Origin of the sequence: Brachybacterium alimentarium (genome assembly GCF_002332425.1) — a bacterium.
In the GTDB taxonomy this organism is placed as follows: domain Bacteria; phylum Actinomycetota; class Actinomycetes; order Actinomycetales; family Dermabacteraceae; genus Brachybacterium; species Brachybacterium alimentarium.
The window spans coordinates 368,910-393,258 of sequence record NZ_NRGS01000005.1 but is presented as its reverse complement, the minus strand read 5'-3'; the positions used below and the strand labels follow the sequence as shown (position 1 = coordinate 393,258).

The 24,349-nt window shown below is 71.1% G+C and carries 23 protein-coding genes; 3 read left to right on the top strand and 20 right to left on the bottom strand.

Translation table 11 applies throughout. The features are described from left to right. Nucleotides 1-5: 5 nt before the first annotated feature. The 3 genes from CIK71_RS05030 to CIK71_RS05020 all read right to left on the bottom strand — a co-directional run bounded on the left by CIK71_RS05030 (nt 6) and on the right by CIK71_RS05020 (nt 2,132). Complete coding sequence (locus tag CIK71_RS05030; RefSeq protein ID WP_096164056.1) at nt 6-311, bottom strand: YlxR family protein; 306 nt, start codon at nt 309-311, stop codon at nt 6-8. A gap of 137 nt (nt 312-448) precedes the next feature. Continuing rightward, a complete protein-coding gene (nusA, locus tag CIK71_RS05025; RefSeq protein ID WP_245857293.1) occupies nt 449-1,549 on the bottom strand; it encodes a transcription termination factor NusA in 1,101 nt (366 codons plus the stop codon). Nucleotide 1,550: 1 nt separating this feature from the next. Beyond that, complete coding sequence (locus CIK71_RS05020) at nt 1,551-2,132, bottom strand: ribosome maturation factor RimP (RefSeq protein ID WP_096164249.1); 582 nt, start codon at nt 2,130-2,132, stop codon at nt 1,551-1,553. Between the two features lie 132 nt (nt 2,133-2,264). On the opposite strand from CIK71_RS05020, the gene CIK71_RS05015 reads away from it, so the two are divergent. Then, nucleotides 2,265-3,353, top strand: a complete 1,089-nt coding sequence (locus CIK71_RS05015) for a DUF4439 domain-containing protein (RefSeq protein ID WP_241964189.1) — start codon at nt 2,265-2,267, stop codon at nt 3,351-3,353. 16 nt (nt 3,354-3,369) lie between these two features. Here CIK71_RS05015 and CIK71_RS05010 read toward each other — a convergent pair whose 3' ends face one another. Continuing rightward, nucleotides 3,370-5,154, bottom strand: a complete 1,785-nt coding sequence (locus tag CIK71_RS05010) for a proline--tRNA ligase (RefSeq protein WP_096164054.1) — start codon at nt 5,152-5,154, stop codon at nt 3,370-3,372. Between the two features lie 112 nt (nt 5,155-5,266). Here CIK71_RS05010 and CIK71_RS05005 point away from each other — a divergent pair, with 112 nt between their 5' ends. Further along, the gene (locus CIK71_RS05005; protein ID WP_096164053.1) at nt 5,267-6,685 is read left to right on the top strand and encodes a hypothetical protein; all 1,419 of its coding nucleotides are present in this window, start codon (nt 5,267-5,269) and stop codon (nt 6,683-6,685) included. A 63-nt stretch (nt 6,686-6,748) separates the two neighbouring features. Here the strand turns inward: CIK71_RS05005 and CIK71_RS05000 are convergent, their stop codons facing one another. The 12 genes from CIK71_RS05000 to rpsB all read right to left on the bottom strand — a co-directional run bounded on the left by CIK71_RS05000 (nt 6,749) and on the right by rpsB (nt 18,564). Beyond that, nucleotides 6,749-7,375 (bottom strand): P-loop nucleotide/nucleoside kinase family protein, encoded by a 627-nt coding sequence (locus CIK71_RS05000; RefSeq protein ID WP_114306921.1) that lies wholly within the window; start codon nt 7,373-7,375, stop codon nt 6,749-6,751. Between the two features lie 34 nt (nt 7,376-7,409). After that, nucleotides 7,410-8,252, bottom strand: a complete 843-nt coding sequence (locus CIK71_RS04995) for a DUF4081 domain-containing GNAT family N-acetyltransferase (RefSeq protein WP_096164052.1) — start codon at nt 8,250-8,252, stop codon at nt 7,410-7,412. 6 nt (nt 8,253-8,258) lie between these two features. Next, nucleotides 8,259-9,422 carry a flavodoxin-dependent (E)-4-hydroxy-3-methylbut-2-enyl-diphosphate synthase gene (gene ispG, locus CIK71_RS04990; RefSeq protein WP_096164051.1) on the bottom strand — a complete coding sequence of 388 codons (1,164 nt, stop codon included), beginning with the start codon at nt 9,420-9,422 and terminating at the stop codon, nt 8,259-8,261. 217 nt (nt 9,423-9,639) lie between these two features. Next, nucleotides 9,640-10,989, bottom strand: coding sequence for a M50 family metallopeptidase (locus tag CIK71_RS04985; protein WP_096164050.1), 1,350 nt, complete (start codon nt 10,987-10,989; stop codon nt 9,640-9,642). Beyond that, complete coding sequence (dxr, locus tag CIK71_RS04980) at nt 10,986-12,194, bottom strand: 1-deoxy-D-xylulose-5-phosphate reductoisomerase (protein ID WP_096164049.1); 1,209 nt, start codon at nt 12,192-12,194, stop codon at nt 10,986-10,988. Before dxr ends, CIK71_RS04985 begins: the two co-directional genes overlap by 4 nt. Beyond that, the gene (locus CIK71_RS04975) at nt 12,191-12,739 is read right to left on the bottom strand and encodes a DivIVA domain-containing protein (RefSeq protein ID WP_096164048.1); all 549 of its coding nucleotides are present in this window, start codon (nt 12,737-12,739) and stop codon (nt 12,191-12,193) included. Before CIK71_RS04975 ends, dxr begins: the two co-directional genes overlap by 4 nt. A gap of 91 nt (nt 12,740-12,830) precedes the next feature. Next, nucleotides 12,831-14,114, bottom strand: coding sequence for a dual-specificity RNA methyltransferase RlmN (gene rlmN, locus CIK71_RS04970; protein ID WP_096164047.1), 1,284 nt, complete (start codon nt 14,112-14,114; stop codon nt 12,831-12,833). Beyond that, nucleotides 14,111-14,986 carry a phosphatidate cytidylyltransferase gene (locus CIK71_RS04965; RefSeq protein ID WP_241964188.1) on the bottom strand — a complete coding sequence of 292 codons (876 nt, stop codon included), beginning with the start codon at nt 14,984-14,986 and terminating at the stop codon, nt 14,111-14,113. The genes rlmN and CIK71_RS04965 overlap by 4 nt, the downstream gene beginning before the upstream one ends. Before the next feature lie 54 nt (nt 14,987-15,040). Continuing rightward, entirely contained in the window at nt 15,041-15,607 is a 567-nt protein-coding gene (frr, locus tag CIK71_RS04960; RefSeq protein ID WP_096164248.1) for a ribosome recycling factor, read from the bottom strand. A 194-nt stretch (nt 15,608-15,801) separates the two neighbouring features. Then, on the bottom strand, nt 15,802-16,557 hold the full coding sequence (gene pyrH, locus CIK71_RS04955; RefSeq protein WP_096164045.1) for a UMP kinase: 756 nt from the start codon (nt 16,555-16,557) through the stop codon (nt 15,802-15,804). Nucleotides 16,558-16,692: 135 nt separating this feature from the next. After that, nucleotides 16,693-17,526 (bottom strand): translation elongation factor Ts, encoded by an 834-nt coding sequence (gene tsf, locus CIK71_RS04950; RefSeq protein WP_096164044.1) that lies wholly within the window; start codon nt 17,524-17,526, stop codon nt 16,693-16,695. 105 nt (nt 17,527-17,631) lie between these two features. Then, nucleotides 17,632-18,564, bottom strand: a complete 933-nt coding sequence (rpsB, locus tag CIK71_RS04945; RefSeq protein WP_096164043.1) for a 30S ribosomal protein S2 — start codon at nt 18,562-18,564, stop codon at nt 17,632-17,634. A gap of 407 nt (nt 18,565-18,971) precedes the next feature. Here rpsB and CIK71_RS04940 point away from each other — a divergent pair, with 407 nt between their 5' ends. Further along, a complete protein-coding gene (locus CIK71_RS04940) occupies nt 18,972-19,745 on the top strand; it encodes a murein hydrolase activator EnvC family protein (protein WP_096164042.1) in 774 nt (257 codons plus the stop codon). Nucleotides 19,746-19,828: 83 nt separating this feature from the next. Here the strand turns inward: CIK71_RS04940 and CIK71_RS04935 are convergent, their stop codons facing one another. The 4 genes from CIK71_RS04935 to CIK71_RS04920 are packed head-to-tail and all read right to left on the bottom strand — an operon-like array spanning nt 19,829 to nt 24,175. Next, complete coding sequence (locus CIK71_RS04935; RefSeq protein WP_096164041.1) at nt 19,829-20,782, bottom strand: tyrosine recombinase XerC; 954 nt, start codon at nt 20,780-20,782, stop codon at nt 19,829-19,831. Nucleotides 20,783-20,820: 38 nt separating this feature from the next. Beyond that, nucleotides 20,821-22,104, bottom strand: a complete 1,284-nt coding sequence (dprA, locus tag CIK71_RS04930; protein ID WP_096164040.1) for a DNA-processing protein DprA — start codon at nt 22,102-22,104, stop codon at nt 20,821-20,823. Further along, entirely contained in the window at nt 22,101-23,639 is a 1,539-nt protein-coding gene (locus CIK71_RS04925) for a YifB family Mg chelatase-like AAA ATPase (RefSeq protein ID WP_096164039.1), read from the bottom strand. The genes dprA and CIK71_RS04925 overlap by 4 nt, the downstream gene beginning before the upstream one ends. 2 nt (nt 23,640-23,641) lie before the next feature. Continuing rightward, nucleotides 23,642-24,175 carry a YraN family protein gene (locus tag CIK71_RS04920; protein ID WP_096164038.1) on the bottom strand — a complete coding sequence of 178 codons (534 nt, stop codon included), beginning with the start codon at nt 24,173-24,175 and terminating at the stop codon, nt 23,642-23,644. Between the last annotated feature and the right edge of the window lie 174 nt (nt 24,176-24,349).

Sequence of the window (24,349 nt, the reverse complement as noted above, 5' to 3'; positions counted from 1 at the left end):
TTCTTCTACCTGTTCCACGTTCGGGTGAAATCGGGGTTCTCGAGTTCCTGGGCGAGAGACCCGGTATCGACCGCGCTCCGGAAGGAGCGGGCGAAGCCTCCTCGCCGGACGGCGAGCTCGAGACATGATGAATCGGGATGGAGCCACGAACCGCGACCGGGAGCCGATCCCGAAGGATCGAACCGGACTCGCGCCGCGACGCCGTCGGGAGCGGACTCCCGCACCAGACGCATCAGGTGATCGCGCGGTGCCACCTCTCGGCAGCCGACGCACGTGCGTTCGGGTCGAGGCGATCCGGAGTGTGCGACCACTCCTCCACCTCCGTTCCGAACACCTCCGCCGAGCAGGGCACCGGACCTCGAACGATCCTGCGCACCTCGGCGAACAGCCTCCCCAGTGTAGCGGACCGGTTCGCACCGACGCTCACCCGGGAGGCATGGGCCACACCTCAGGACTCCGGGCTGACCTCCGGCCGGGCGCCCGCCTCCGGGGCCGGTGCGCTCTCCGGGGCCGGCGCAGTCTCCGGGGCGGGAGCGATCCCCGGCTCCGACTCCGGCGTGGCGAGCACGGCGGCGCGGGGCTCCGGGTCGCTGTCCGGGCGGATGTCGATCTTCCAGCCCGTGAGCTTCGCGGCCAGGCGCGCGTTCTGCCCGTCCTTGCCGATGGCGAGGGAGAACTGACCCTCCGGCACGATGGCGCGCACCGCACGGCCCACTTCGTCGATCACGGTGACGCTGGAGACCTTGGCGGGAGAGAGGGCGTGGGCGACGAAGGTCGCGGGATCCTCGTCGTAGTCGACGATGTCGATCTTCTCGCCGGCCAGCTCGTTCATCACCGACCGCACACGTGCGCCCATCGGACCGATGCAGGAGCCCTTGGCGTTCACGCCCGGAACCGTGGCGTGCACGGCCATCTTCGTGCGGTGCCCCGCCTCGCGGGCGAGTCCCGTGATCTCGACAGTGCCGTCGGCCACCTCGGGGACCTCCAGCGCGAACAGACGGCGCACCAGGTTGGGGTGGGATCGCGAGAGCGTGATCTGCGGGCCCTTGGGTCCGCGCCGGGTATCGGTCACATAGGCGCGCAGGCGTCGACCATGGGAGTAGTCCTCCCCCGGGACCCGCTCGTGCGGAGGCAGCACGGCCTCGACCTCGCCGAGGTCCACCAGGACCATGCGCGGGTCGCGGCCCTGCTGGATGATGCCCGAGACGATGTCGTCGGCCCGCTCCGCGTACTCGCCGAGCACGGCCTCGTCCTCCAGGTCGCGGATGCGCTGGAAGATCACCTGGCGTGCGGTGGAGGCGGCGACGCGCCCGAAGTTCTCCGGGGTGTCGTCCCACTCCTCCAGGACGTTCCCGTCGCCGTCGCGCTCACGAGCGATCACCGCGACCTCGCCGGAGCGCTCGTCGATGTTCACCTCCGAGTCGCGCACGGGGTGATCGGTATGCAGATAGGCGGCATGCAGAGCCGAGCGGATCGCGTCCATGAGGACGGGGAGACGAATGTCCCGCTCGCGCTCGAGGGCCCTCAGGGCACCCATGTCGATGTCCATCTCAGCTCTCCTTCGAAGGGGTGGCGTCAGCGATCAGCTGCGCGAGGTCGGCGGGCGGGTCGAACTCGACCTGCACCTGGGCGGAGGTGACCTCGGCGGCGGGGATCTCCAGCCGCTCGGAGGTTCCCGGCGGCATCTTCAGCGGACGCCCGCGATCGTCGCGGCCGGGCTCCTGACGCAGCACGAGGACGTCATCCCCCACGACGGCGAGGAGGCGGGCGCGATAATCGGTGCCATCTGCGCTGAGGGAGAGCAGGCGGCCGCGAGCGCGACGGAAGTGACGCGGCTGGGTGAGCTGACGGTCGACCCCCGGGGTCGTCACCTCGAGGACGACCGGGTCCGGGCCGAGTAGGTCGTCATCCTCGTCGACGAGTGCGGAGAGCTCTCGGGACGCGGTCGCGACGACGTCGAGGTCGGCGCTGCCCAGCTGGTCCTCCGGGCGGTCCACGATCACCCGGACCTCGGGCATCGAGCGGGGCCCTGTCACCACGATCTCCTCGAGCACGAGGTCATGCGCCGCCAGGATCCGGACTGCAGCATCCCGCAGGGCGGTGTGGGCCGACTGGCCGTCGAGGTCGCTCATCGCTCGCTCACCTCCTCCTGCCTATGGATACCTGTTCCGCCAGGGACGAATCGCCCGGTCGGGAATGTCCCCAGGATAGTGGTCGTGAGGCGCCTGCGCCTCCTTCCCGGGCCTCGATGCGAGAATCCTCCTGTGCTTCTTCCCATCGGCTCCCGCTCCGCCGCTCCATCCTTCACTCGGCGTCGGCTGCTCTCCACGGGCACCGCAGGGGTCCTGGCCCTGATCGCACTCCCCGGATGCGGCGCGATCCGGTTCGGGGGCCCCGCGACGTACACGCCTCCCCCGCCGGGCATCGACGACCTCTACCGCGTGGATCTGCTCGAGCTGCTCGACCGTGCTCTGGCCGGTGCGCAGATCCTGCGCGACGCCGCCGATGCGGCGCAGACGCCCGATCCGTCGCTGTCGGTGGTCCTCGAGGACCTGATCATCTCCTTGCCGATCCAGCGCACCGCACTCCTGACCGGGGCACAGGCCGAACGGGAGCAGGACGGCTCCTCCGATCCGACGGGCTCCGCGGCCGCGTCGTCGGACGACGCCCCGCAGGACGGGGCCGGGATGATCGCGGTGCTGGTCGAGCTGCGGGAGCTCGCCGTCGACGCGGCCCGGCAGGTCTCCGGCTCGCTCGCGCGCCCGATCGCCGCCCTCGCCGCGCACACCGCATGGAGCGCGAAGGGGCTGCAGCGCGCCATGGACGCGGGCGAGGTCCCAGCCCTGCGCGTGCCGGAGGACCTGGTGGCCTCCCGCGAGGTGCCCGACACGGATCCGCCCTCGGTCGGGGCAGAGGTGGACTATCACTCCACGCTCCAGGACGCCCAGCAGCAGGAGTGGTACGCGGGGTACGTGCACGAGGTCCTCGCCGCTCGGACGACGGACGACGAACGGACACAGCACCTCGCACTCTCCGACCGTCATCGGGAGCGGGCCGAGCAGCTCGGAACGATCGCCGAGGAGGACGGCGGCCCGGTGGTGCTCCGCCAGGCCGTGTACGCCCTGCCCGGGGGCGAGCTGGACGACGAGCTGGCCGCTCAGCTGCCCACGCTCGTGGCGCAGGGGCTCCTGGTCGACCACATCGCCCTGGTCGGTGCCGCGCCGTTCGGGCGCCGGCCGCTGCCCCTCATCGCCGCGCTCGAGGCGGCCGAGACGCTGGTGGGACGGGTGGAGACGATGGATCCGCTCCCCAGCCTCGCGGCCGAGGACCTGCCGACGAGCGACGGCGGCTGATCCTCGGCCGCGGCAGTCAGTCCTCGCGGACCTCAGCGACCACGGCCTGGACGGCGTCCTGCACCGCGACCTCGTCGATCGCTCCGGTCGCGCGATCGCGGACCTCGACGACGCCCGTCGTCAGTCCCTTGCCGACCACCACGGAGGTGGGGATGCCGAGCAGCTCGGCATCCTTGAACTTCACGCCCGGGGAAACCTTGGGGCGGTCGTCGTAGAGCACCTCGAGGCCCTGCGCCTCGAGCTCGAGACCGATCCGTTCGGCCTCCTCGAAGATCTCCTGGCCCTTGCCGGTGGCCATGATGTGCACGTCGGCCGGAGCGACCCGGCGCGGCCACACCAGGCCCTTGTCGTCATGGTGGAGCTCGGCGATCGCGGCGACCGCGCGGGTCACGCCGATGCCGTAGGAGCCCATCGTGACGACCACGGTCTTGCCGTTGACGTCGAGCACCTTGAGATCGAGCGCCTCGGCGTACTTCCGGCCCAGCTGGAAGATGTGGCCCATCTCCATTCCGCGGGTCAGACGCATCGGCCCGGAGCCGTCGGGCGCGGGATCGCCGTCGTGCACCTCGGCGGCCTCGATGGTGCCGTCGGCCGTGAAGTCCCGACCGAAGACGAGGTCGTAGACGTGCTTGTCCTTCTGGCCGGCGCCGGCGACCCAGGAGGTGCCGGGCACCACGCGCGGATCCACGACGTAGCGGATCTTCGAGGCGGAGTCGAGTCCCAGCCCCTCCGGACCGATGTACCCCTTGGTGAGCGCCGGGTGCTTCGCGAAGTCGGCCTCGGTGAACGGGGCTGCGACCGCCGGGGCGACGGCGGCCTCCAGGCGCTTCTCATCGACCTCGCGGTCACCGGGCAGGGCGATGACCAGCGGCTCGGTGGTGCCGTCGGGGTAGGTCAGGAGGTAGACGAGGTGCTTGAGCATCTCGTAGCGGGTCCACTCCCCCGTCTCCGAGACCGGCCCCTCACCGGGGAAGGCCTGGTTGGAGAACTCCGTGAGCGCCGCGATGGTGCTCGCTCCCGGCGTGTCCTCGACGTGCATCGGGCGCAGCCCCGCGATCGCGGCCTCGTCCAGGGCGGGCGGGGCGACGGTGGTCACCGCCTCGACGTTCGCGGCGTAGCCGCCGTCGGAGACCACGAAGGTGTCCTCGCCGATGGGTGTGGGGTGCAGGAACTCCTCGGAGCGGGAACCGCCCATGGCGCCGGCATCGGCCCGGCAGATCACGGTGGGCAGGCCCAGGCGTTCGAAGGTGCGCTGGTAGGCACCGCGCTGCTTCTCGTAGGAGGCGTCCAGTCCCTCGTCGTCGATGTCGAAGGAGTAGGCGTCCTTCATGACGAACTCGCGCGTGCGCAGCAGGCCAGCGCGGGGGCGTGCCTCGTCGCGGAACTTGTTCTGCACCTGGTAGAGCATGACGGGGAGGTCCTTGTACGAGTTGTACAGGTCCTTCACGGTGAGGGTGAACATCTCCTCGTGGGTGGGCGCGAGCAGGTAGTCGCCCTCGCGGCGGTCCTGGAGACGGAACAGCGTGGGCCCGTACTCCTCCCAGCGCCCGGTGGCCTCGTAGGGCTCGCGCGGCTGCAGCGCCGAGAACACGAGTTCCTGGCCACCGATCGCGTCCTGCTCCTCGCGGACGATCGCCTCCACCTTGCGCAGCACCTTCAGCCCGAGCGGCAGCCAGGTGTAGACGCCCGGGGCGCTGCGGCGGATGTAGCCGGCGCGCACGAGCAGCTTGTGGCTGGCGACCTCGGCGTCGGCCGGGTCCTCCCGCAGGGTGCGGACGAAGGACGACGACAAACGGATCATGGGCAGGGCCTCTTTCACAGCGGGCGGTTCAGCGCCACCTTCTGCGGTGGCAGACGCGGGGTCCATCGTACTGTCCGCCGGGAGCATCCGGCGTGCGCCGTACGCTGGAGGGATGCAGAACGCCGGAGGACAGGACGCCCAAGGGCCTCAGGGCGCCTCACGTCGGCATCTGCTGCGCGGCGCCGGTGTGGTCGGCGCGCTCGGGGCGGTGGGCCTGGGCGGTTACGCCCTGCGGGAGGCCGTCGCTCCTCCAGTCGACCCGGAGACCGAGATCAGCCTCTACTCGCAGACGGTCGCCTACGACGCCGACGGATCCCGCCGACTCGTGACGACCGCCCAGGAGGCTGCACACGTCGAGGCCGGTGGCGGCCGAGGCCGCGGGGGCGACAGCGGCTCTGCGGCACCGTTCCCCGGCACTCGGCTGCAGCACACGCTCGCCGAGTCCTCGGGGCCCGCTCGCAGAGCCCAGGAGTTCTGGGCGGCGACCGTGCCCTGGCGCTCCCGGCTGGAGGCCGCTCTCCCGGATGCGCCCCTCCTCGCGGACCTCGCCGCCTCCGCGCTGGCCGACCTGTGGGTGCTCTCCGACGACCTCCCGGCACCGGTGGCCGGATGGAGCACCAGCTGGCGATACATCTGGCCCCGCGACGCGGCGTTCTGCGCGGTCGCGCTCGCCCGCATCGGCCATCAGGAGCAGGCCCTGAGCGTTCTCGAGCATCTGCAGTCGCTGCAGGCCGACGACGGCTGGTTCGAGGCCCGGTACGACCCCGGCACCGGTCGCGCCCCCGATGACCGCAGTCGTCAGTTCGACGGCACCGGATTGCTTCTCTGGGCCGCCTCCGAGATCGCCGGCCAGGAGGAACCGGACTCCCGGACGGAGACCCTCGACCGGCTCGCTGCACTGATCAGCACCTCCCAGCAGGCGCTCCTGTCCGCGACCGACGACGGCACCTCGATGCCGCCCGTCTCCCCCGACTACTGGGAGGTGAGCGAGCATCGGGTGACGCTCGGGATCATGGCGGCGACGCTGGCCGGTCTGCGCGGGGCCGCCGCGCTCACCGCGGACGACCGCGCCACGGCGGCCGCGAGGCGCTTCGAGGATCTGCTGCTCGGCACGTTCGGGGCGAACGGGTTCCAGCGCTATCGTCGCCGCGGCGGCGACGATTCCGCACTGGCCTTCCTCGACGCGACCGGATGCCACGGCGTCGCCTCGCCGTCCCAGGTCCGACAGCTGCGGCAGGCCCTGGCACGCCCTGCCGGAGGGATCGCCCCGGGTGCCGCCTGGCGAGAGGACGGCGTCAGCTGGACCCCGTCGACGAGTCTGCTGGCCCTGGCCCTGGCTCGCGCCGGGGACACGGACACCGCCGGAGACCTGCTCGGGTGGCTCGCCGAGCACCGCACGGAGGCGGGCTCCCTCCCGGAGAAGGTGCTGTTCGACGGTCGGCCGGCAGCGGTCGCCCCGCTCGCCTGGACCGCCGCGAACGTGCTGCTGACGCTCGACGCCCTCGGCGAGGGGACGTCGTCAGCGGGATGAGACCTGGACAGGGCCAGGCCGGGGCCGGTGCCGGTGCCGGGACCAGCCCTCAACCAGGCGAGCTCAGCGCGTCGCCTTGAGGATTCTCAACGCGGTCTCCTCGGGGCCGGTGACGCTGAGATCGAGTGTGATCGCATCCGCAGGGGCCGGCAGGGTCGGCATCTCGAGCACCCCGCGCAGCACCTCGGGATCCACGAGCTTGGACCGGTCGGCGCGGTCCGGGGAGCCGACCCGTGCGAGCAGGGACTCCCGCGAGGCGGTCAGCCACACGGGCACGAACCGCACGTTGCGGTCACGCGCGAGGTCTCGCAGCCGATCGACGTGCGCTGCGTTCTCGGGCGCGTCGGTCAGCCAGTTGGTGAACACATGGCTGATGCCGGGCGGGGCGGCGCGGGTCGCCTCGAGGACGACATCCATCACTCGGGCTCGCAGCGCGTCGGTATTGGAGAGGGCGGGCCCTGCTCCGCGATTCATCCCCATCGGGACGAAGACCGCGTTGTTCACCAGATGGTTGTCCACGACGATCGCGCCGCTGAGCCGCTCGAGCGCGCGGGCGACGCTCAGCTTGCCCACAGCAGGCGGCCCCACGAGGATGAAGAGCCGCGGAGAGCTCTCGGCACCGGCACGCCGGGCGAAGTCTGCCGCATCTGCGGCGTCTGCGGGGACCGTGTCTCTGGAGGCGCTGCTCATGTCCTCATCCTAGGGACGACTCCGGACAGCGGGCTCAGAACAGGATCGTGCTGAGCTCGCCGACCTGGCGGAAGCCCGCGGCGGCATAAGCACGGCGGGCCGGCTCGTTGAAGTCGTTCACGTACAGGGTGACCTGCGGGGCGTGGTCCCGACGCACCTGGCGCACCAGGTCCGCCATCGCCGTGCGGCCCAGGCCTCGACCGCGCTGGTCCGGCCGCACCCACACCCCGTGGATCTGGGCCACGGGGCCGAACAGGGCACCGACGTCCGCTTTGAACAGCACCTCGCCGTCCTCGATGACCACATAGGTGCGGCCGTAGTGGATCAGGCCGTCCACGCGAGCTCGGTAGGAGCGTCCGCCGTCCCCGAGAAGCGGATCGACACCCACCTCCTCGCGGAACATGGCGACGGCTGCAGGAAAGACCGCGGCCTCCTCGCCCGGCAGCGCGGCGCGCAGGCCCGACGGGCCGACGGCCGCGTCCCCCTCCGCCACCAGCAGCGGCTGGCTCCAGCGGTATTCGCGCACGGCGGGGCCCCACTGATCCGACAGCGAACCCCACAGCTTCTCCACCGCTGCCCGCTCGCCCACCACGGAACTGCAGCGTCGGCTGCGAGCGGCGACGTACCGACCGAACTCGTCCAGCGCGAGACCGGTCGCCGATATCGGGGAGAGGTTGACTCCGTGCCACAGCAGCCCGTCGGGCCGGTTCTCGTCGCCCGCGACGGAGAACTCCTGTCCGACCGACACCGTGCGGCCCACTTCCCGCAGCCGGGCGCCGGCGAGAGCATTGGTGATCGGTTCGGTCAGGGCGTGGGCGAGCGCAGCGTCGAGGCCGCTCGACCGGACCGCTCTGACCCGCCCTGCGCGCCGGAACATGAGCGATCAGCCCACGGAGATCGACGGTGCGCCCGGTGATGCGGCGCTCTCGTCGTCCATCTCGGCGGCGATACGATTCGCCTCGGCCAGCAGGGTCTCGACGATGTCCGCTTCGGGAACCGTCTTGATGACCTCGCCCTTGACGAAGATCTGTCCCTTTCCGTTTCCGGAGGCCACTCCGAGATCGGCCTCGCGGGCCTCGCCCGGTCCGTTGACGACGCAGCCCATGACCGCGACGCGCAGCGGGACCTCGAGATGCTTGAGCCCCTCGGTCACCTCGTCGGCCAGCGTGTAGACGTCCACCTGGGCCCGGCCGCAGGACGGGCACGAGACGATATCGAGCTTGCGGGGCTTGAGGTTCAACGACTGGAGGATCTGGATGCCCACCTTGACCTCCTCGACCGGCGGGGCCGACAGCGACACGCGGATGGTGTCGCCGATGCCCTCGCCCAGCAGGATCCCGAAGGCGACGGAGGACTTGATCGTGCCCTGGAAGGCGGGGCCCGCCTCGGTGACGCCGAGGTGCAGGGGCCAGTCGCCCTCCTCGGAGAGCTGCCGATAGGCGTCGACCATGATCACCGGGTCGTTGTGCTTCACGGAGATGCCGAACTCGTGGAAGTCGTGCTCCTCGAACAGGGACGCCTCCCACTTCGCGGAGGCCACGAGCGCCTCCGGGGTGACCCGGTCGCCCGTCATCATGCGCTGGTCGATGCTGCCCGCGTTCACGCCGATGCGCAGCGCGGTGCCGTGGTCCTTGGCGGCCTGGGCGATGTCCTTGACCTGATCATCGAAACGACGGATGTTCCCGGGGTTCACCCGTACGCCGGCGCAGCCCGCCTCGATGGCAGCGAAGACGTACTTCGGCTGGAAGTGGATGTCGGCGATCACCGGGATCGGGGATTTCGCCGCGATCGCGGGAAGGGCGTCGGCATCTTCCTGGCGCGGGCAGGCCACACGCACGATGTCGCAGCCGGCGGCCGTCAGCTCGGCGATCTGCTGGAGGGTCGCGTTGATGTCGTGCGTCGGCGTGGTCGTCATCGACTGCACGGTGATCGGTGCGTCGCCGCCGACGTGGAGCGCGCCGAGCTTGACCTTGCGGGTCGCCCGCCGCGGTGCGAGGACCGGGGGCGGCGTCTTGACGGAGGGGATGCCGAGGCTCACTGAAGTCACGCCCCTATTATGACCGTGCTGCGGAGGGCTGGGGCTCCGGTCGCGACACCTCCACCGTCCCTGCACTCCCTCCGTGGCGCGACCCACAGCGCCTGACCGACCGGTTGCGGGAGGCGACGTCGCGCAAGGCAGCGGCCGCGAGGAACGCAGGAACGAAGGCGCCTCAGAGACCTCAGAGACCTCAGAGACCTCAGAGACCTCAGAGACCTCAGAGACCTCAGGGGAACAGAGTGATGGGTTTGACGATGTCGGCGTAGATCAGCAGCGCTGTCATCACCAGGAACAGGAGCGCGACGGCGTTGGTCACCGGGAGCATCCGTGACATGTCCACCGGCCCCGGGTCCGGCCGGCCGCGCAGGCGCGCGATCATCCGCCGCGCACCCTCGATCAGCGCGCCCAGCACGTGGCCGCCGTCCAGCGGGAGCAGGGGCACCAGGTTGAACACGAACAGGGCCATGTTCAGCGAGGCCAGCATGGAGACCAGGGTGGCCGCCTTCTCGCGCACCTCGAAGCCGGGCTGATCCGCTGAGGCGACCTCTCCGGCGAGCCGCGACACCCCGACCACGCCGAGCGGGCCGTTGGGGTCGCGCTCGGCGCTGCCGAACGCCGCCTGGCCCACCTCGTACAGGCGCACCGGCAGGGTCAGGATGATCTGCCCGGTCCGGGTGAACGTCGTCCACGCCATCTCGGGCACGAGCGCCGGAGACTGCGGCACGAGATCCGGGGTGCCGGCCACGCCCAGGAAGCCCACCTGCTCGGTGGCCAGACTGCCGTCGTCGGCGTAGACGGCGGAGCCGTCCTCGTCGAGCACCGGGCGCGCATCGACGATCGGCGTCGCTTCGAGGTGGAGCGTCTCGCCCTCGCGATCGACGACGACCTGCACCGGCCGGTCGCCGCTCGCGCGCACCGCGGAGGTGACGTCCGACCAGGTGTCGATCTCGTGCCCGTCGATCTGCTCGAGCACGTCCCCGGGCCGGATGCCCGCGGCCAGCGCAGGGGCCTCCTGCTCGCCCTCGCAGCTGGTCCCCTCCGGGGCGTCCGCGGGGAGCACGCACTTCGAGACCGACTGCACCGTGGGGGTCACGGCGGGCATGCCGATGCCGCTGACCATCACGGTCATCAGCACCACCGAGATGAGCAGGTTCATGATGGGGCCGCCGAGCATCACCACGAGCTTCTTGGGCACCGACAGGGAGACGAAGGTGCGGTGCGCGTCCTCCGGGTCGTACTGCGAGGTCTCGAACTCCTTGGCGTCCTCGGACATCCGCGACATCTGCTGGAGGAAGCCGGTGGAGTCCTCACGGATCGTTCCCGCGGGCTCTCCCCGGTGAGGTGGGAACATCCCGATCATGCGGATGTAGCCGCCCAGCGGGATCGCTTTGAGGCCGTACTCGGTCTCGCCCCGGGTGCGGGACAGGATCGTCGGCCCGAAGCCGATCATGTACTGGGTGACACGCACCCCGAAGAGCTTGGCGGGCACGAGATGGCCCACCTCGTGCAGGGCGATCGAGACCGCGATCCCGAGGGCGACCAGGAGTACGCCGAGCACGAACAGCAGCGCGCTCATCCCACCGCACCGCTGATCTGCTCGCGGGCCGCGGTGCGAGCCCAGGCCTCCACCCCGAGCACGCCGTCCACCCCGTCGGCCGCTTCGGCGCGAGGCCGCCCGGGATGCTCGAGCACTGCGGCGATCAGCTCGGTGATGCCCAGGAAGCTGAGGTCGCCGGCGAAGAAGGCGTCGACGGCCTCCTCGTTCGCAGCGTTGTAGGCGGCCATCGCTCCCCCGCCCTCACGGTGCGCGGCGCGGGCGAGTGCGATCGCGGTGAAGGTCCGCTCGTCGACCGGTTCGAAGGTCCAGGGGTGGGCGGCGGTGAAGTCCAGGGACGCGGCCAGGCCGGTCAGCTTCTCCGGATGCGCGAGCGCCCAGCCGATGGCGTGACGCATGTCCGGCGGGCTCGCCTGCGCGATGGTGGAGCCGTCCACGAGGGTCGCCATGGAATGGACGATGGACTGCGGGTGGACGACCACGTCGACGCGGTCCTCGGGCAGATCGAACAGGAAGCAGGCCTCGACGACCTCGAGCGCCTTGTTGACCAGCGTCGCCGAATTGGTGGTGATCACGGGGCCCATCGCCCACGTGGGGTGCGCGAGAGCCTGCTGCGGCGTGACGGTCGCGAGATCCCCGCGGCTGCGTCCGCGGAACGGCCCTCCGGACGCGGTCACCACCAGATGGTCGACCTGATCCGGCCGGACCCCAGCGAGGGCCTGGGCGATCGCGGTGTGCTCGGAATCGACCGGGAGGATCTGGCCGGGTGCCGCGGCGTCGGTCACGAGATGGCCGCCGACGACGAGGGATTCCTTGTTCGCGAGCGCCAGGCGGGCGCCGCTGGCGAGGGCTGCGAGAGTGGGCAGCAGGCCCACGGAACCGGTGATCGCGTTGAGCACGACGTCCTGCTCGCCGAGGGAGCCCGCGAGGTCCACGACCGCGGAGGCACCGGCATCGAGGCGTGGGGCGGTGAGACCGTCGGCACGACAGGCCCGCGCCACGGCCTGCTCGACGGCGGCGGCGTTGTCCGGCTCGGAGACCACGACACGCTCCGGGCGATGCCGGAGCACCTGCTCGGCGACGAGCCCGGGGCGCGCACCGCCCACGGCGAGACCGTGCAGACGGGCGACGCCGGGGAAACGGTCCAGGACCTCGAGGGTCTGGGTGCCGATGGATCCGGTGGATCCCAGCAGCACCAGCCGACGAGCATCCGGGGTGCCGGTCACGGCACGGAAGCCATCACGTCCGCGACATGGTCGAGGTAGACGTCCACGACGGCCTCGCGATAGCCCTCGGTGCCGCGGCGACGACGGAAGGCCGCACGCCGCACATCGTCCACGCTCATCGGCAGGCCATCGGTGAAGTAGGCGACGAGCTGGTCGCACAGGGAGTCCACATCGGCCTTGTCATAGGCCGGCTCCCCCTGGGCGGCGGGCGCGAAACGATCCCCGGCGGGCCGCTCCAGGCGCTCCTTCAGGGTCTCGGCGCGCTCGGTGAGCTGCGCGACCCAGGCCTCCTCGCCCTTCTCCGCGATCGCGTCGTCGCGGGACTGCAGGGCGAAGGCGTCGGAGAGACGATCCAGCGCCTCGTCGACGACACGCATGTCGTACCCGCCGCGCTCGGTGCCGAAGCTCGCCGAGGTGATGTCCGCTCCGCTGAACGAGGGATCACGCCCCTCGTAGGCGGTGCGGGCGCGGGCGAGGAACTCGTCGACCTCACGCATGTCGTATCCGACGCTGACGCGAGAGACGCGCTCGAACGATGTGCTCACCAGTGGATCCTTCCTCGGTGCTGTCGGTGTCCCACTGTAGCGGCGTGGGCCGTGTTGATCAGGGACGTGGACGGACGTATTCAGCCGTGCTTCAGCTCCCCGACGCGGCGACGGCCTCGACGCGCGCGATGCGCGCCTCGCGGTCCTCGCGGTGCTCATCGGTCTCGATGACCTCTGCGGCGAGCTGGCCGCAGGCACCGTCGATGTCCGAGCCGCGGGTGTCGCGGATCGTGGCCGAGATCCCGTTGTCGCGCAGAGTCTCGACGAACTGCTTCTCCACGAACGGATCCGAGGCGGTCCACTTCGAGCCCTTGACCGGGTTCAGCGGGATCGGGTTGACGTGCACCCAGTGCGCGCCGCCCTTGGCGATGAGGCGCTCCGCGAGCAGCTGGGCGCGATGGGCCTGATCGTTGATATCCCGGATCAGGGCGTACTCGATGCTCACGCGACGGCCCGTGGCCTGGAAGTACTCAAAGGCGGCGTCGAGGATCTCGTCGATGTCGAAGCGGGTGTTGATGGGCACCAGTTCGTTGCGCAGCTCGTCGTCCGGAGCGTGCAGGGAGACGGCGAGTGTCACCGGGATCTTCTCCGCGGTCAGCTTGCGCACCGCGGGAGCCAGACCGACGGTGGAGACGGTGATGTGGCGGGCACCCACGCCGAAGCCCTCCGGGGCCGGGGCGTTCAGTCGCCGGCACACGGTGGCCACGGGCCGGTAGTTCGCCAACGGCTCCCCCATGCCCATGAACACGATGTTCGAGACGCGGCCGGTGCCACCGGGGAGCTCGCCGCGGGCGAGCATCTTGTTGGCGATGCGCACCTGCTCGAGGATCTCCGCGGCGGAGAGGTTGCGGGTCAGGCCCATCTGGCCGGTGGCGCAGAAGGGGCAGTTCATGCCGCAGCCGGCCTCGGAGGAGATGCACAGCGTGACCCGGTCGCTGTAGCGCATCAGCACCGACTCGACCATCGATCCGTCGAACAGCTTCCACAGGAACTTCTGGGTCGCGCCGTGGTCGGCGGACTCCCGTGACACCTCGGTGAGCAGCTGCGGGAAGAATCGTGCGACGAGCTCGTCGCGGCCGTCCTTGGGGAGGTCCGTGAGGTCCTCGGGATCGGTGGTGTAGTGCTCGAAGTAGTGCACGGAGAGCTGCTTGGCGCGGAAGCCCGGCAGGCCCAGCTCCTTGACCGCCTCGATGCGCTCCTCGAGCGTCAGGTCCGCCAGATGAGCCGGGGCCTTGCCACGGCGGGCGGGGCGCAGCTGCAGCTGCCCCGGGGCGAGGGCGATCTTCTGCCCTGGGACGGCCTCGCGCGAGAGATCGGGGAGGGAGGCGGCGGCCTTGTCGGCCGTGTTCCCTGGTCGTTCGGGTGTGCTGTTCATGGCAGCAGGACCTCCAGCATGATGTAGGTGGTGGGTGCGGCGAGAAGGATGGAGTCCACCCGGTCCAGCACGCCCCCGTGTCCGGGCAGCAGGTGCCCCATGTCCTTGATCCCGAGGTCCCGCTTCAGCAGCGACTCGGAGAGGTCGCCGCAGGTGGAGACGACCACGAGCACGACGCCGAGCACCACACCGGACCACCACGGGAGGCCCAGCGCGAGCACGGCGAGGGCAGTCACCGAGCCCACGCCGAGGACCATCGAACCGGCGAAGCCCTCCCAGCTCTTCTTGGGGCTGATGCTCGGGGCCATCGGGTGGGAGCCGAACAGCACTCCGGCGATGTATCCGCCGAGATCGTTGCCCACGGGGCCGAGCACGGCCAGCAGCACCAGCAGCGGGCCCTGCTCCATCCCGAACAGCAGCAGCGTGAAGCTGCCCAGGAACGCGACCCAGGCCAGGCAGAAGACTGCTCCGGCGACGTCTCGCAGGGCGGTCAGGCCCATCGATTCCGAGACCCGCCACAGGATGAGCACGCAGACGGCGACCGCGGTGGAGATCAGCAGACCCTCGACGTCGAACACGACCGTGGAGACGGCCATGCCGATCACGCCGACCAGCAGCGGCACCGCGGGGACCCGCAGTCCGCCGTGGGCGAGCGCACGGGTCAGCTCGAGCACCGCGAGCACGATCACGATCGCCACCAGTGCCGGGAACGCCTGCGGGACGAGGAACAGGGCGGCGAGGAAGACGCCGCCGAGGGCCACGCCGACCGCGATCGCGGCGGGGAGATTTCGTCCCGGACCCCGACGTTTGGCGCGTCCGCGCACCGGTTCGCCCTCGCCCGTGACCGCCCCGACCGAGGTCGGGGCGGTCACGGGAGCGGGATCCGGATCTATGCTCACGGGGGTGCCGGGTCGATGTCCGAGACCTCAGATGGTCTCGAGCTCGGTTTCCTTGAGGGCCAGCGCCTCGTCGATCTGGTCGTTGAACTTCTTGGTCAGGGACTCGAGCTCCTTCTCGGCGCGAGTGCCCTCGTCCTCACCGATCTCCTTGTCCTTGACGAGCTTCTCGATCGCCTTCTTCGCGTTGCCGCGGGATCCGCGCACTGCCACACGGCCGTCCTCGGCCTTGTTCTTGGCGAGCTTCACGTAGTCCTTGCGACGCTCCTCGGTCAGTGCCGGGAGCACCACGCGCAGGTTGTCGCCGTTGTTCGTGGGGTTCACGCCCAGGTCGGAGTCGCGCAGCGCGGTCTCGACGCCCGACATGGCGGACTTGTCGTAGGGCGTGACGATCACGGTGCGTGCCTCGGGGAACTGCAGCGACGCGAGCTGGTTCAGCGGCGTCGGGGCCCCGTAGTACTCGACCGTGATGCCCTGGAACATCGCGGCGGTCGCGCGGCCGGTGCGGATGGAGGTGAACTCGTCCTTGGTGACGTCGAGGGTCTTGGCCATCTTGGCCTTGGCGTCCTTCAGGATGCTGGCGGTGTCGTCGCTCACGACTGCTCCTCGGTTCTGGGGGATGTTGGTGTCCATTGTCCCGCATCGTCGATGCGGGGGGCCGATCGGGCCGATGGCGGGCGCGCCGCGCCGCTGGACGGGTCGCTGCGTCGGCTGTCGCATCGCGCCGACCGGGGGCGCCGGACGGCAGGGCGGGGAGTCCTGCGAGTCCAGGAGCTCCCCACCGCAGTCCGTCAGTCGTGGGTGACGACGGTGCCGATCCGGTCGCCCCGCATGGCCCGGGTGATGTTGCCGGGCGCGTCGAGCCCGAAGACCATCATCTGCTGCGCGTTGTCCATGCACAGGCTGAAGGCGGTGGAGTCGACGACCTTGAGTCCGCGCTGCAGGGCATCGTTGTAGGTCAGGTGCTCGAGCTTCACGGCATCCGGGTTGGTGCGCGGATCTGCGTCGTACACCCCGTCCACACCGTTCTTGCCCATGAGCACCTCTTCGCAGCCGATCTCCAGCGCGCGCTGGACGGCGACGGTGTCGGTCGAGAAGTAGGGCATTCCGGCCCCGGCCCCGAAGATCACGACGCGGCCCTTCTCGAGGTGCCGCACGGCCCGCAGCGGGATGTACGGTTCGGCGACCTGACCCATCTCGATGGCGGTCTGCACACGCGTGGAGACGCCGCGCTGCTCGAGGAAGTCCTGCAGGGCGAGGCAGTTCATCACGGTGCCGAGCATGCCCATGTAGTCGGCCCGGCGTCGGTCCATGCCGCGCTGGGAGAGCTCCGCGCCGCGGAAGAAGTTCCCTCCGCCGACCACGATCGCGCACTCGACGCCCTGAGCCACCCCCTCGGCGATCTCTCCCGCGACGCGGGAGACCACATCGGGGTCGACGCCGACGGCGCCTCCGCCGAAGGCCTCTCCGGAGAGCTTCAGGAGGACTCGACGTCCGTCCTCTCTCTGAGGGAGAACAGGTATCGGTGACGTGAACGTCTGGGTCATGTCGGTCCTTCCGCGCTGGGTCCTCGGCGATGATACCGGCGCGGCCCCGCACCGATGGTGCGGGGCCGCGGGGCGGTGGCCACGCTCACGCGCGGCCGTCGGTTGCGGGGCCCTTCGGCCCTGCCCCGGGGTCTCTCAGCTGCCGACGCGGAAGCGGACGAAACCGGTGACGGTGCCACCGACCGCTTCGACGACCTTGCCGACCGACTGCTTCGGATCCTTGGCGAATGCCTGGTCCAGCAGCACGTTCTCCTTGTAGAACCCGTTGAGGCGCCCCTCGACGATCTTCGGGATGGCCTTCTCGGGCTTGCCCTCGTTCGTCGCGGTCTCCTCGGCGATACGACGCTCGTTCTCGACGACGTCCGCGGGGACCTCGTCACGGGTGAGGTACGTCGGGGTGAACGCGGCGATGTGCATCGCCACATCGCGCGCGACCTCGGCGCCGGCCTTGTCGGTGGCGACGAGAACGCCGACCTGCGGGGGCAGATCCTTGTTCGTGCGGTGCATGTACGAGTTGACGGCCTCGCCGGAGACGCGGCCGATGCGACGGACCAGGATCTTCTCACCCATGGTCGCGCCGGCGTTCGTGAGGGCCTCGCCGAACGCGGTGGCGGCGAGCTCCTCGGGCTCGGAGGCGCCGGACTCGACGGCCGCGGCCACGGCCTCGTCGCCCAGGGCGACGAACTTGTCGTTCTTGGCCACGAAGTCGGTCTCGGAGTTGATCTCCACGAGGGTTCCGGTCTGGCCGCCCTCAGAGCCCTCGTTGTCGCGGATGTCGACCGCGATGAGGCCCTCGGAGGCCGTGCGGCCCTCGCGCTTGGCGATGCCCTTCAGCCCCTTGACGCGGATGACCTCGACGGCCTTCGCCTTGTCGCCGTCGGCCTCGTCGAGAGCCTTCTTGACGTCGAGCATGCCCGCGCCGGTGATCTCGCGGATCTCCTTGATGTCTGCTGCCGTGTAGTTGGCCATGTTCCTCTTCCTTGTGGGAGATGGTGACGTGAGGTGCGGAGCGGCTGGGATCGCCGCCCGTGGAGGGGCCCGGGGACGCCGATGGCGTCCCCGGGCCCGCGATGGTCACTCGGCGGCGGGGGCCTCGGTGGGCGCCTCGGTCGAGGTCTCCTCGGCGGGCTTCTCCGCAGCGGCGGTCTCCTCGGAGGAGGCCGTCTCGGTGGAGGTCTCCTCGGCGGCGGCCACGGACTCCTCGGCCGGCGCATCCTGCTGCTGGACCTCGGACTGCTTGAGCAGCTCCTGCTCCCACTCGGCCAGCGGCTCCGCGGCGACGGCGGAGACGTTCTTCTCCCCGCCGGCTGCCTTGGCGTGACGCTCCTGCAGGCCGGCGGCCACTGCGTCCGCGATGACCCGGGTCAGCAGCGTGACGGAGCGGATCGCGTCGTCGTTGCCGGGGATCGGGTAGGTGACCTCGTCGGGGTCGCAGTTGGTGTCCAGGATCGCGACGACCGGGATGCTGAGCTTCTGCGCCTCGTCGACGGCCAGGTGCTCCTTGTTGGTGTCCACGATCCAGACGGCGGAGGGAGCCTTGCCCATGTCGCGGATACCGCCCAGGGTCTTCTCCAGCTTGTCCTTCTCGCGGCGCATCATCAGCAGCTCCTTCTTCGTGCGGCCGGAGGAGGCCACATCGTCGAAGTCGATCTGCTCGAGCTCCTTGAGGCGGTTCACGCGCTGGGAGACCGTCTGGAGGTTGGTGAGCATGCCGCCCAGCCAACGCTGGTTCACGTAGGGCATGCCCACGCGGGTGGCCTGCTCCTGGATGGACTCCTGAGCCTGCTTCTTGGTGCCCACGAACAGGATGGTGCCGCCGTGGGAGACGGTCTGCTTCACGAAGTCATAGGCCTTGTCGATGTACGACAGGGTCTGCATGAGGTCGACGATGTAGATGCCGTTGCGCTCGGTGAAGATGAAGCGACGGACCTTCGGGTTCCACCGACGGGTCTGGTGCCCGAAGTGGACGCCGCTGTCCAGGAGCTGGCGCATGGTGACAACTGCCATGATGATGTCCTCTGTTTCCTAGGCCTGGGCTCGCACGACTCGCCCGTGGGCGTCCGTGGTCGTCGCGCAGGACCTGCATTCTCGGTTGTTCCCCGGCACCGGGCGGTGACGGGCCTGGTGCCCGGGTCGCCGACCACCCCGACCGCTCCTGCGCACGAGGTGCGAGGTCGCCGGGGACCGTTGGTCGACGAGCCCTGATGGGCACGCGAAGTCATCCGGACGGACCGGATGCTGCGAACAGTCTATCGGACGCCCCACCTCGCTCGTGCGCGGGATGCGTCACGCCGGGCGCTCGGCAGGGCTGCTCACCGCGACGCCCGATGCCTGCTCTCCTCCCCACCGGGCGGCTGTCCACAGTGCGCGTCCGGACCGGGCCGACGAGTGCCGCATTCGCGAGGATGCGGGGCATGACTCCACCTCCTGCTGCGGGCCGGCCGCGCCCCGCTCCTGCGTCCCTCCGTCGCGTGGTGCGCGCGGTGCTGTGCGTGCTGTGCGTGGTGCTGGGCGTCGCGATCTGTGCGCCCGCCCGCTCCGCGCCGAGCCCGCGCTGGCAGTGGCCGATACCCGCGCCGCACGAGGTGGTGGAGGTGTTCGATGCGCCCGACCAGCCCTACGGTGCGGGCCATCGGGGCATCGACATCGCGGTCGACGGGCCGGGCGCCGAGGTCCGGGCGGTGGAGGCCGGCACCGTGCGCTTCGCCGGTGCGGTCGCCGGGCGCGGTGTGGTCTCGGTGCTCCACGCAGACGGTCTGATCTCCACCTACGAGCCGGTGCAGGCGTCCGTGCAGCAGGGGCAGGAGGTGGATGCCGGCGACGTGCTGGGCACCATCGCCCCCGAGTCCGCCACGGGGTCCCACTGCACGGAGGTGCTGTGCCTGCATCTCGGGGCCCGTCGCGGGCAGGAGTATCTCGATCCGCTGCTGCTCCTCGGCGAGCGCGGCCCGAGCGTGCTCCTGCCATGGACCGACGGTGACGCGAGCGATCGGACCGGGAGCGCGGTCCCAGACGGGCTCGGAACGTCGGCCGCACGTACTGAGCCGGTGCACTCCGGGAGCTCAGACCCGGTGCCCCCGGTGGAGCGACCTCGGACCGCAGCCTCGGGTCACTCGCGTTCGCGGCCAGGATCTGGTGCGCCGCGGCCCGCTGTGTCGTCGGAACCCCGGCCGGCGCTGCTCGCCTGACCACTGACTTCCCTGGCGCTTGTCGCGCCCTGTACGCCTCGCGGCTCGTCTCTCGAGCGTGGACGGGCGCCTCCGGGAGCGGTTCAGGCCCGTGGGTGCGCCTGGTCGACGGTGCGGCGCAGGCGGTCGGCGCTGACGTGCGTGTAGATCTGGGTGGTGGCGAGGGACGAGTGCCCCAGGAAGTCCTGGATGCTGCGCAGGTCGGCACCGCCCTCGACGAGGTGGGTGGCGGCGCTGTGGCGGAGCGTGTGCGGGGAGATGTGCTTGGCGATGCCCGCCTCCGCCGCGTGCTTGTCCAGCAGGGTGCGCACGGCGCGGTCGCCGAGGCGGCCGCCCCGCACTCCGAGGAACAGTGCCCGCGCACCCGCTGCTGTCGTCCCGGAGGCGGCGAGGACCGGCCTGCCCTCCTGCTCCCAACGCTCGATCGCTTCCAGCGCCGGCACGCCCACGGGGACGATGCGCTCCTTGTCCCCCTTGCCCCGCACCCGCACTGTCGACTGCGCGCGATCGATCCCGTGCAGGTCCAGGGCGACCAGCTCGGAGACGCGCAGCCCGGACGAGTAGAGCAGCTCGAGCACGGCGGAGTCGCGCAGGAGCACCGCGCGCTGCACGGGATCGAGCTCCGGCGCAGGCCCCTGAGAGGGCGTCCCGTCCAGGAGCTGCGCAGCCTGCTGTCCGGAGAGCACGGCCGGGAGATGGCGGCCGCGGCGCGGGGCCCGAAGCCTCCCGCCCACGTCATGCGGGATGCGCCCGGTGCTCGCCAGCCAGGTCGTGAAAGTACGCGCCGCAGCCGCGGAGCGGGCGAGAGTGCTCGCCCCGGCCCCGGTCTCCGAGCGTGCTGCGAGCCAGGAGCGCAGCGCCGCGACGTCGAGCTCCTCCACCGGGATCCGTTCGACCTCCCTCAGGTGGGCGAGCAGGTTCGCGGCTTCGCGGGAATAGGCGCGGACGGTGTGCTCCGAACGGCTCCTGCCCAGGCGGAGATGGGCGCAGAAGTCATCGACCAGCTGTTCGTCGGTGGTCCCCGGATCGCGGTTCATTCCCCCAGTCTCCCGCACCGGGACGGGAGACAGCCGATTCACCGGGCGCTGCGGGCGCGCCGCGCGAGCTCTCCGGTCATCTCCACGAGGCCGAGCAGGCAGAGCCGCGCCAGCGCCGCCTCGACCTCGGCCGGGTCGAAGCCGATCTCTGCCGCGATCCGGGCTCTGGACAGGCTCGAGCGCGGCGGCACGGCGTCCAGCACCCGTCGATCTGCGGGGCTCAGCAGGTCCAGCTCGTCCTGCACGGCATATCCGCTCTCGCCCGACGCGGGCCCACCCGGGAGCAGATCCAGGATGTCCGCCGGCTCGGTGATGAGCACGGCTCCTCGCTCGCGGATCAGCCGGTGGCAGCCGGCGCTGGCCGCTGAGCCGATCGGGCCCGGCACGGCGCCGACCGGTCGGGAGAGCTCATCGGCCAGACGGGCGGTCGACAGCGCCCCGGACCGCCAGGACGCCTCCACCACGACCACTGCGTGGGACAGTGCCGCGATCAGTCGGTTCCGGGCCAGGAATCTCCATCGGGTGGGGGCAGTCCCCGGAGGGGCCTCGCTCACCAGCAGATGCCGCTCCCGGATGCGTTCGAGCATCTCGGTGTTCCCGCGCGGGTACAGGCGGTCCAGCCCTCCGGCGAGCACGGCGATCGTCGCGCCGTCCGGGACGGCGAGTGCGCCACGATGGGCCGCAGCATCGATCCCGTAGGCCCCGCCAGAGACCACCGTTCCGCCGCGTACGGCGATGTCCGCACCGAAGCTTCCTGCGGCGTCCTCACCGTACGGGGTCGAGGCCCGCGAGCCGACGAGTGCTATGGATCGGTCGGCGACCAGCGTACCCAGCGTCCCAGGGCCCTGGAGCCACAGGCAGTGGGGCGCGGTCGCCTGGAGGTCGTCCAGGGACATCGGCCATTCGCCATCAGCCGGGGTGATGATGCGGATCCGTCGGCGCCCTGCCTCCTCCAGCACCGCCTCGACGTCGACGCTGGCCAGCCGCGCGCGCCACCGCCCCAGTGCGCGGCGGGCGCGAAGGGTCTGTGTGCCGGGGCTCGGGGCGGCGGCGTCCGCAGGGAGCGTGCCGCCCAGCCGGGAAAGCAGGTCGCTGTCGGTGCCCTCGCGGGCCAGCGACAGGGCCTCAGCGGGGCCGCAGACGCTGCGAGCCAGGAGCGCGACGGAGTCGCCCGGCTCGGCGATCAGCGACCAGGTGATGCGGGCCCGGCGGTCCTCGTCGGGCGCGTCGGTGAGCTGGTCGCTCGGCGAGGCGGGGGCAGGGCACGTGCGCCCCGGCCGAGCGGGCCGCCCAGGATGCTTCGGATCGGGAGGAACGGTCATCGAAGATCTCCTTCGCGCAGGGTGATTGCCAGGCCGATGTGCTCGGCACCGGGTCGGGGTGACCCGTCGAGGTCGGCGAGGGTCCAGGCCAGTCGCAGCACCCGGTCATGGCCGCGCAGGGTCAGCCGGCCCTGGGCGACGGCATGATCGAGCAGTCGCAGATCGGACGCGGCCGGAGCGTAGGCACGTCGCAGTTCCGGTCCGGGCAAGTGGGAGTTCGTGCTCCAGGGCAACCCCTCGTAGCGGTCCTGCTGCCGCTCTCGGGCGATGCGCACACGCTCGGCGATCGTGGCGCTGGTGTCGCCGTCCTCAGCGCGGTGGATGTCGACGGGGCCCACCCTGACCCGGATGTCCACGCGGTCCAGCACCGGTCCGGAGAGCCGGGCGGAGTAGCGCCGTTTCTGCATCGGCGTGCAGGTGCACGACTCCCCCTTGCCCGAGCCGTTCCCGCACGGGCACGGGTTCGCGGCGAGCACCAGTTGGAAGCGCGCCGGGTATCGGGTGACGGTGCGCGCTCGGTGCAGGGTGATGTCCCCGGTCTCCAGCGGTTCGCGAAGGGCCTCGAGCACCCGGGCGGGGAACTCGGGCGCCTCATCGAGGAAGAGCACGCCGGCATGGGCTCGGGAGATCGCACCGGGACGTGCGGTCCCGGTCCCTCCCCCGACCATCGCGGCGGTGGTCGCGGTGTGGTGAGGGCTCTCGAACGGGGCGGTTCGGGGCAGCCCGGCGCGGGCGTCGACGCCGCCGGCGAGCGAGTGGATCGCCGCGACGGTCAGCGAGTCATGGACGTCGAGCGGGGGCAGGATGCCCGGGATCCGGGAGGCGATCATGGTCTTGCCCGCGCCGGGAGGCCCGGTGAGGAGAAGATGATGCCCGCCGGCCGCGGCGACCTCAGCGGCACGCCGAGCCTGTGCCTGCCCGATCACGTCGGCGAAGTCTCCGCGCCGCTCGACCTCGCTCTGCGCGGGATCAGGAGCACCCGGGGCGAGGTCGAGCGCCTGGCGCACCGGGGAGGGAGGCACGTCCGCTCCGAAGCGATGCAGCAGGCCGGTCAGGTCGGCGGCGGCGTCGACCTCCAGGCCGTGCACCAGCCGTGCCTCCTGCAGGTTCTGCTCGGGCACGATCGCGCGGGTGATCCCCAGGGACCGGGCGGCGAGCAGGGCGGGGAGCACGCCCGGGATGGGCCGCACCCTGCCGTCCAGACCCAGCTCTCCCAGCAGCACGGTGTCCCCGGGGACATGCGCGGGCAGTTCGCCCTGGGCATCCAGGATCGCCACCGCGATCGCGAGGTCGAAGCCTGACCCGTGCTTGGGCCTCCAGGCCGGGGTCATGTTGACGGTGATCCGGCGCGGGGCCAGGTGGAGCCCGCTGCGGGCGGCCGCCGCGCGGACTCGATCTCGCGCCTGCAGCATCGACGGATCGGGAAGGCCGACGAGGGAGAAGGCAGGCAGCCCTGCGGAGACGTCCGCCTCCACCTCGACCAGCGTCCCCTCGAGCCCGGTGAGACTGATGGACAGCGTCCGTGCGTGCCCCATGCTCAGACCGCTTCGAGGTGCTCGAGGGAGAAGGTGCCGTCGAGGTGGGCGTGGACGGCGACCACGTCGATCCGCACGTCCCGGTGGGGTGTGGAGCGCTCCATGAGGTACTCGCCCGCCAGGCGCCGCAGCCTGCGCAGCTTCGACGGCGTCACTGCCGCCTGCGGGACGCCGGCGACGAAGGTGCGACGTGTCTTGACCTCGACGAAGACTAGGGTGGTGTGCGCGAGCGCGACGATGTCGAGCTCGCCCTGGCTCAGGCGCAGGTTGCGTTCGATGATCTGCCAGCCGCAGGCGACCAGATGCTCGGCGGCGAGGTCCTCCCCCGCGCTGCCGAGCTCCGAGGTGGTCATCTCCGCGACCCGTCGGCGACGGGGCGGAGCGGCGGGGCCCTGCAGGGGCGGTTCAGCGGCGGCGCCGATCACCCGCGCGGCTCCGCGGGAGCCCTCCTGGCGGGGAGCGTGCGGTGTGGGACCCTGCCAACTGGGACCTTGCCGTGGAGCGGAGGGCTGAGGTGCGGAGGTGAGGGTGTTCATGCGAGCCAGCGTGGCCCGCCGGCCCTCTCACGAGCGCGTCGGACAGGATCCTGGGGACAGGCACCCTGTGTGGAGGAAAGGTCGCGGGCCGTCGGGCGGCCCTCAGCAGCTCCCTGCGCGCCCGCAGCATCCCGCCGGCGGCGACTCGCGCACGCTCGCGCAGCCCGCACTGCG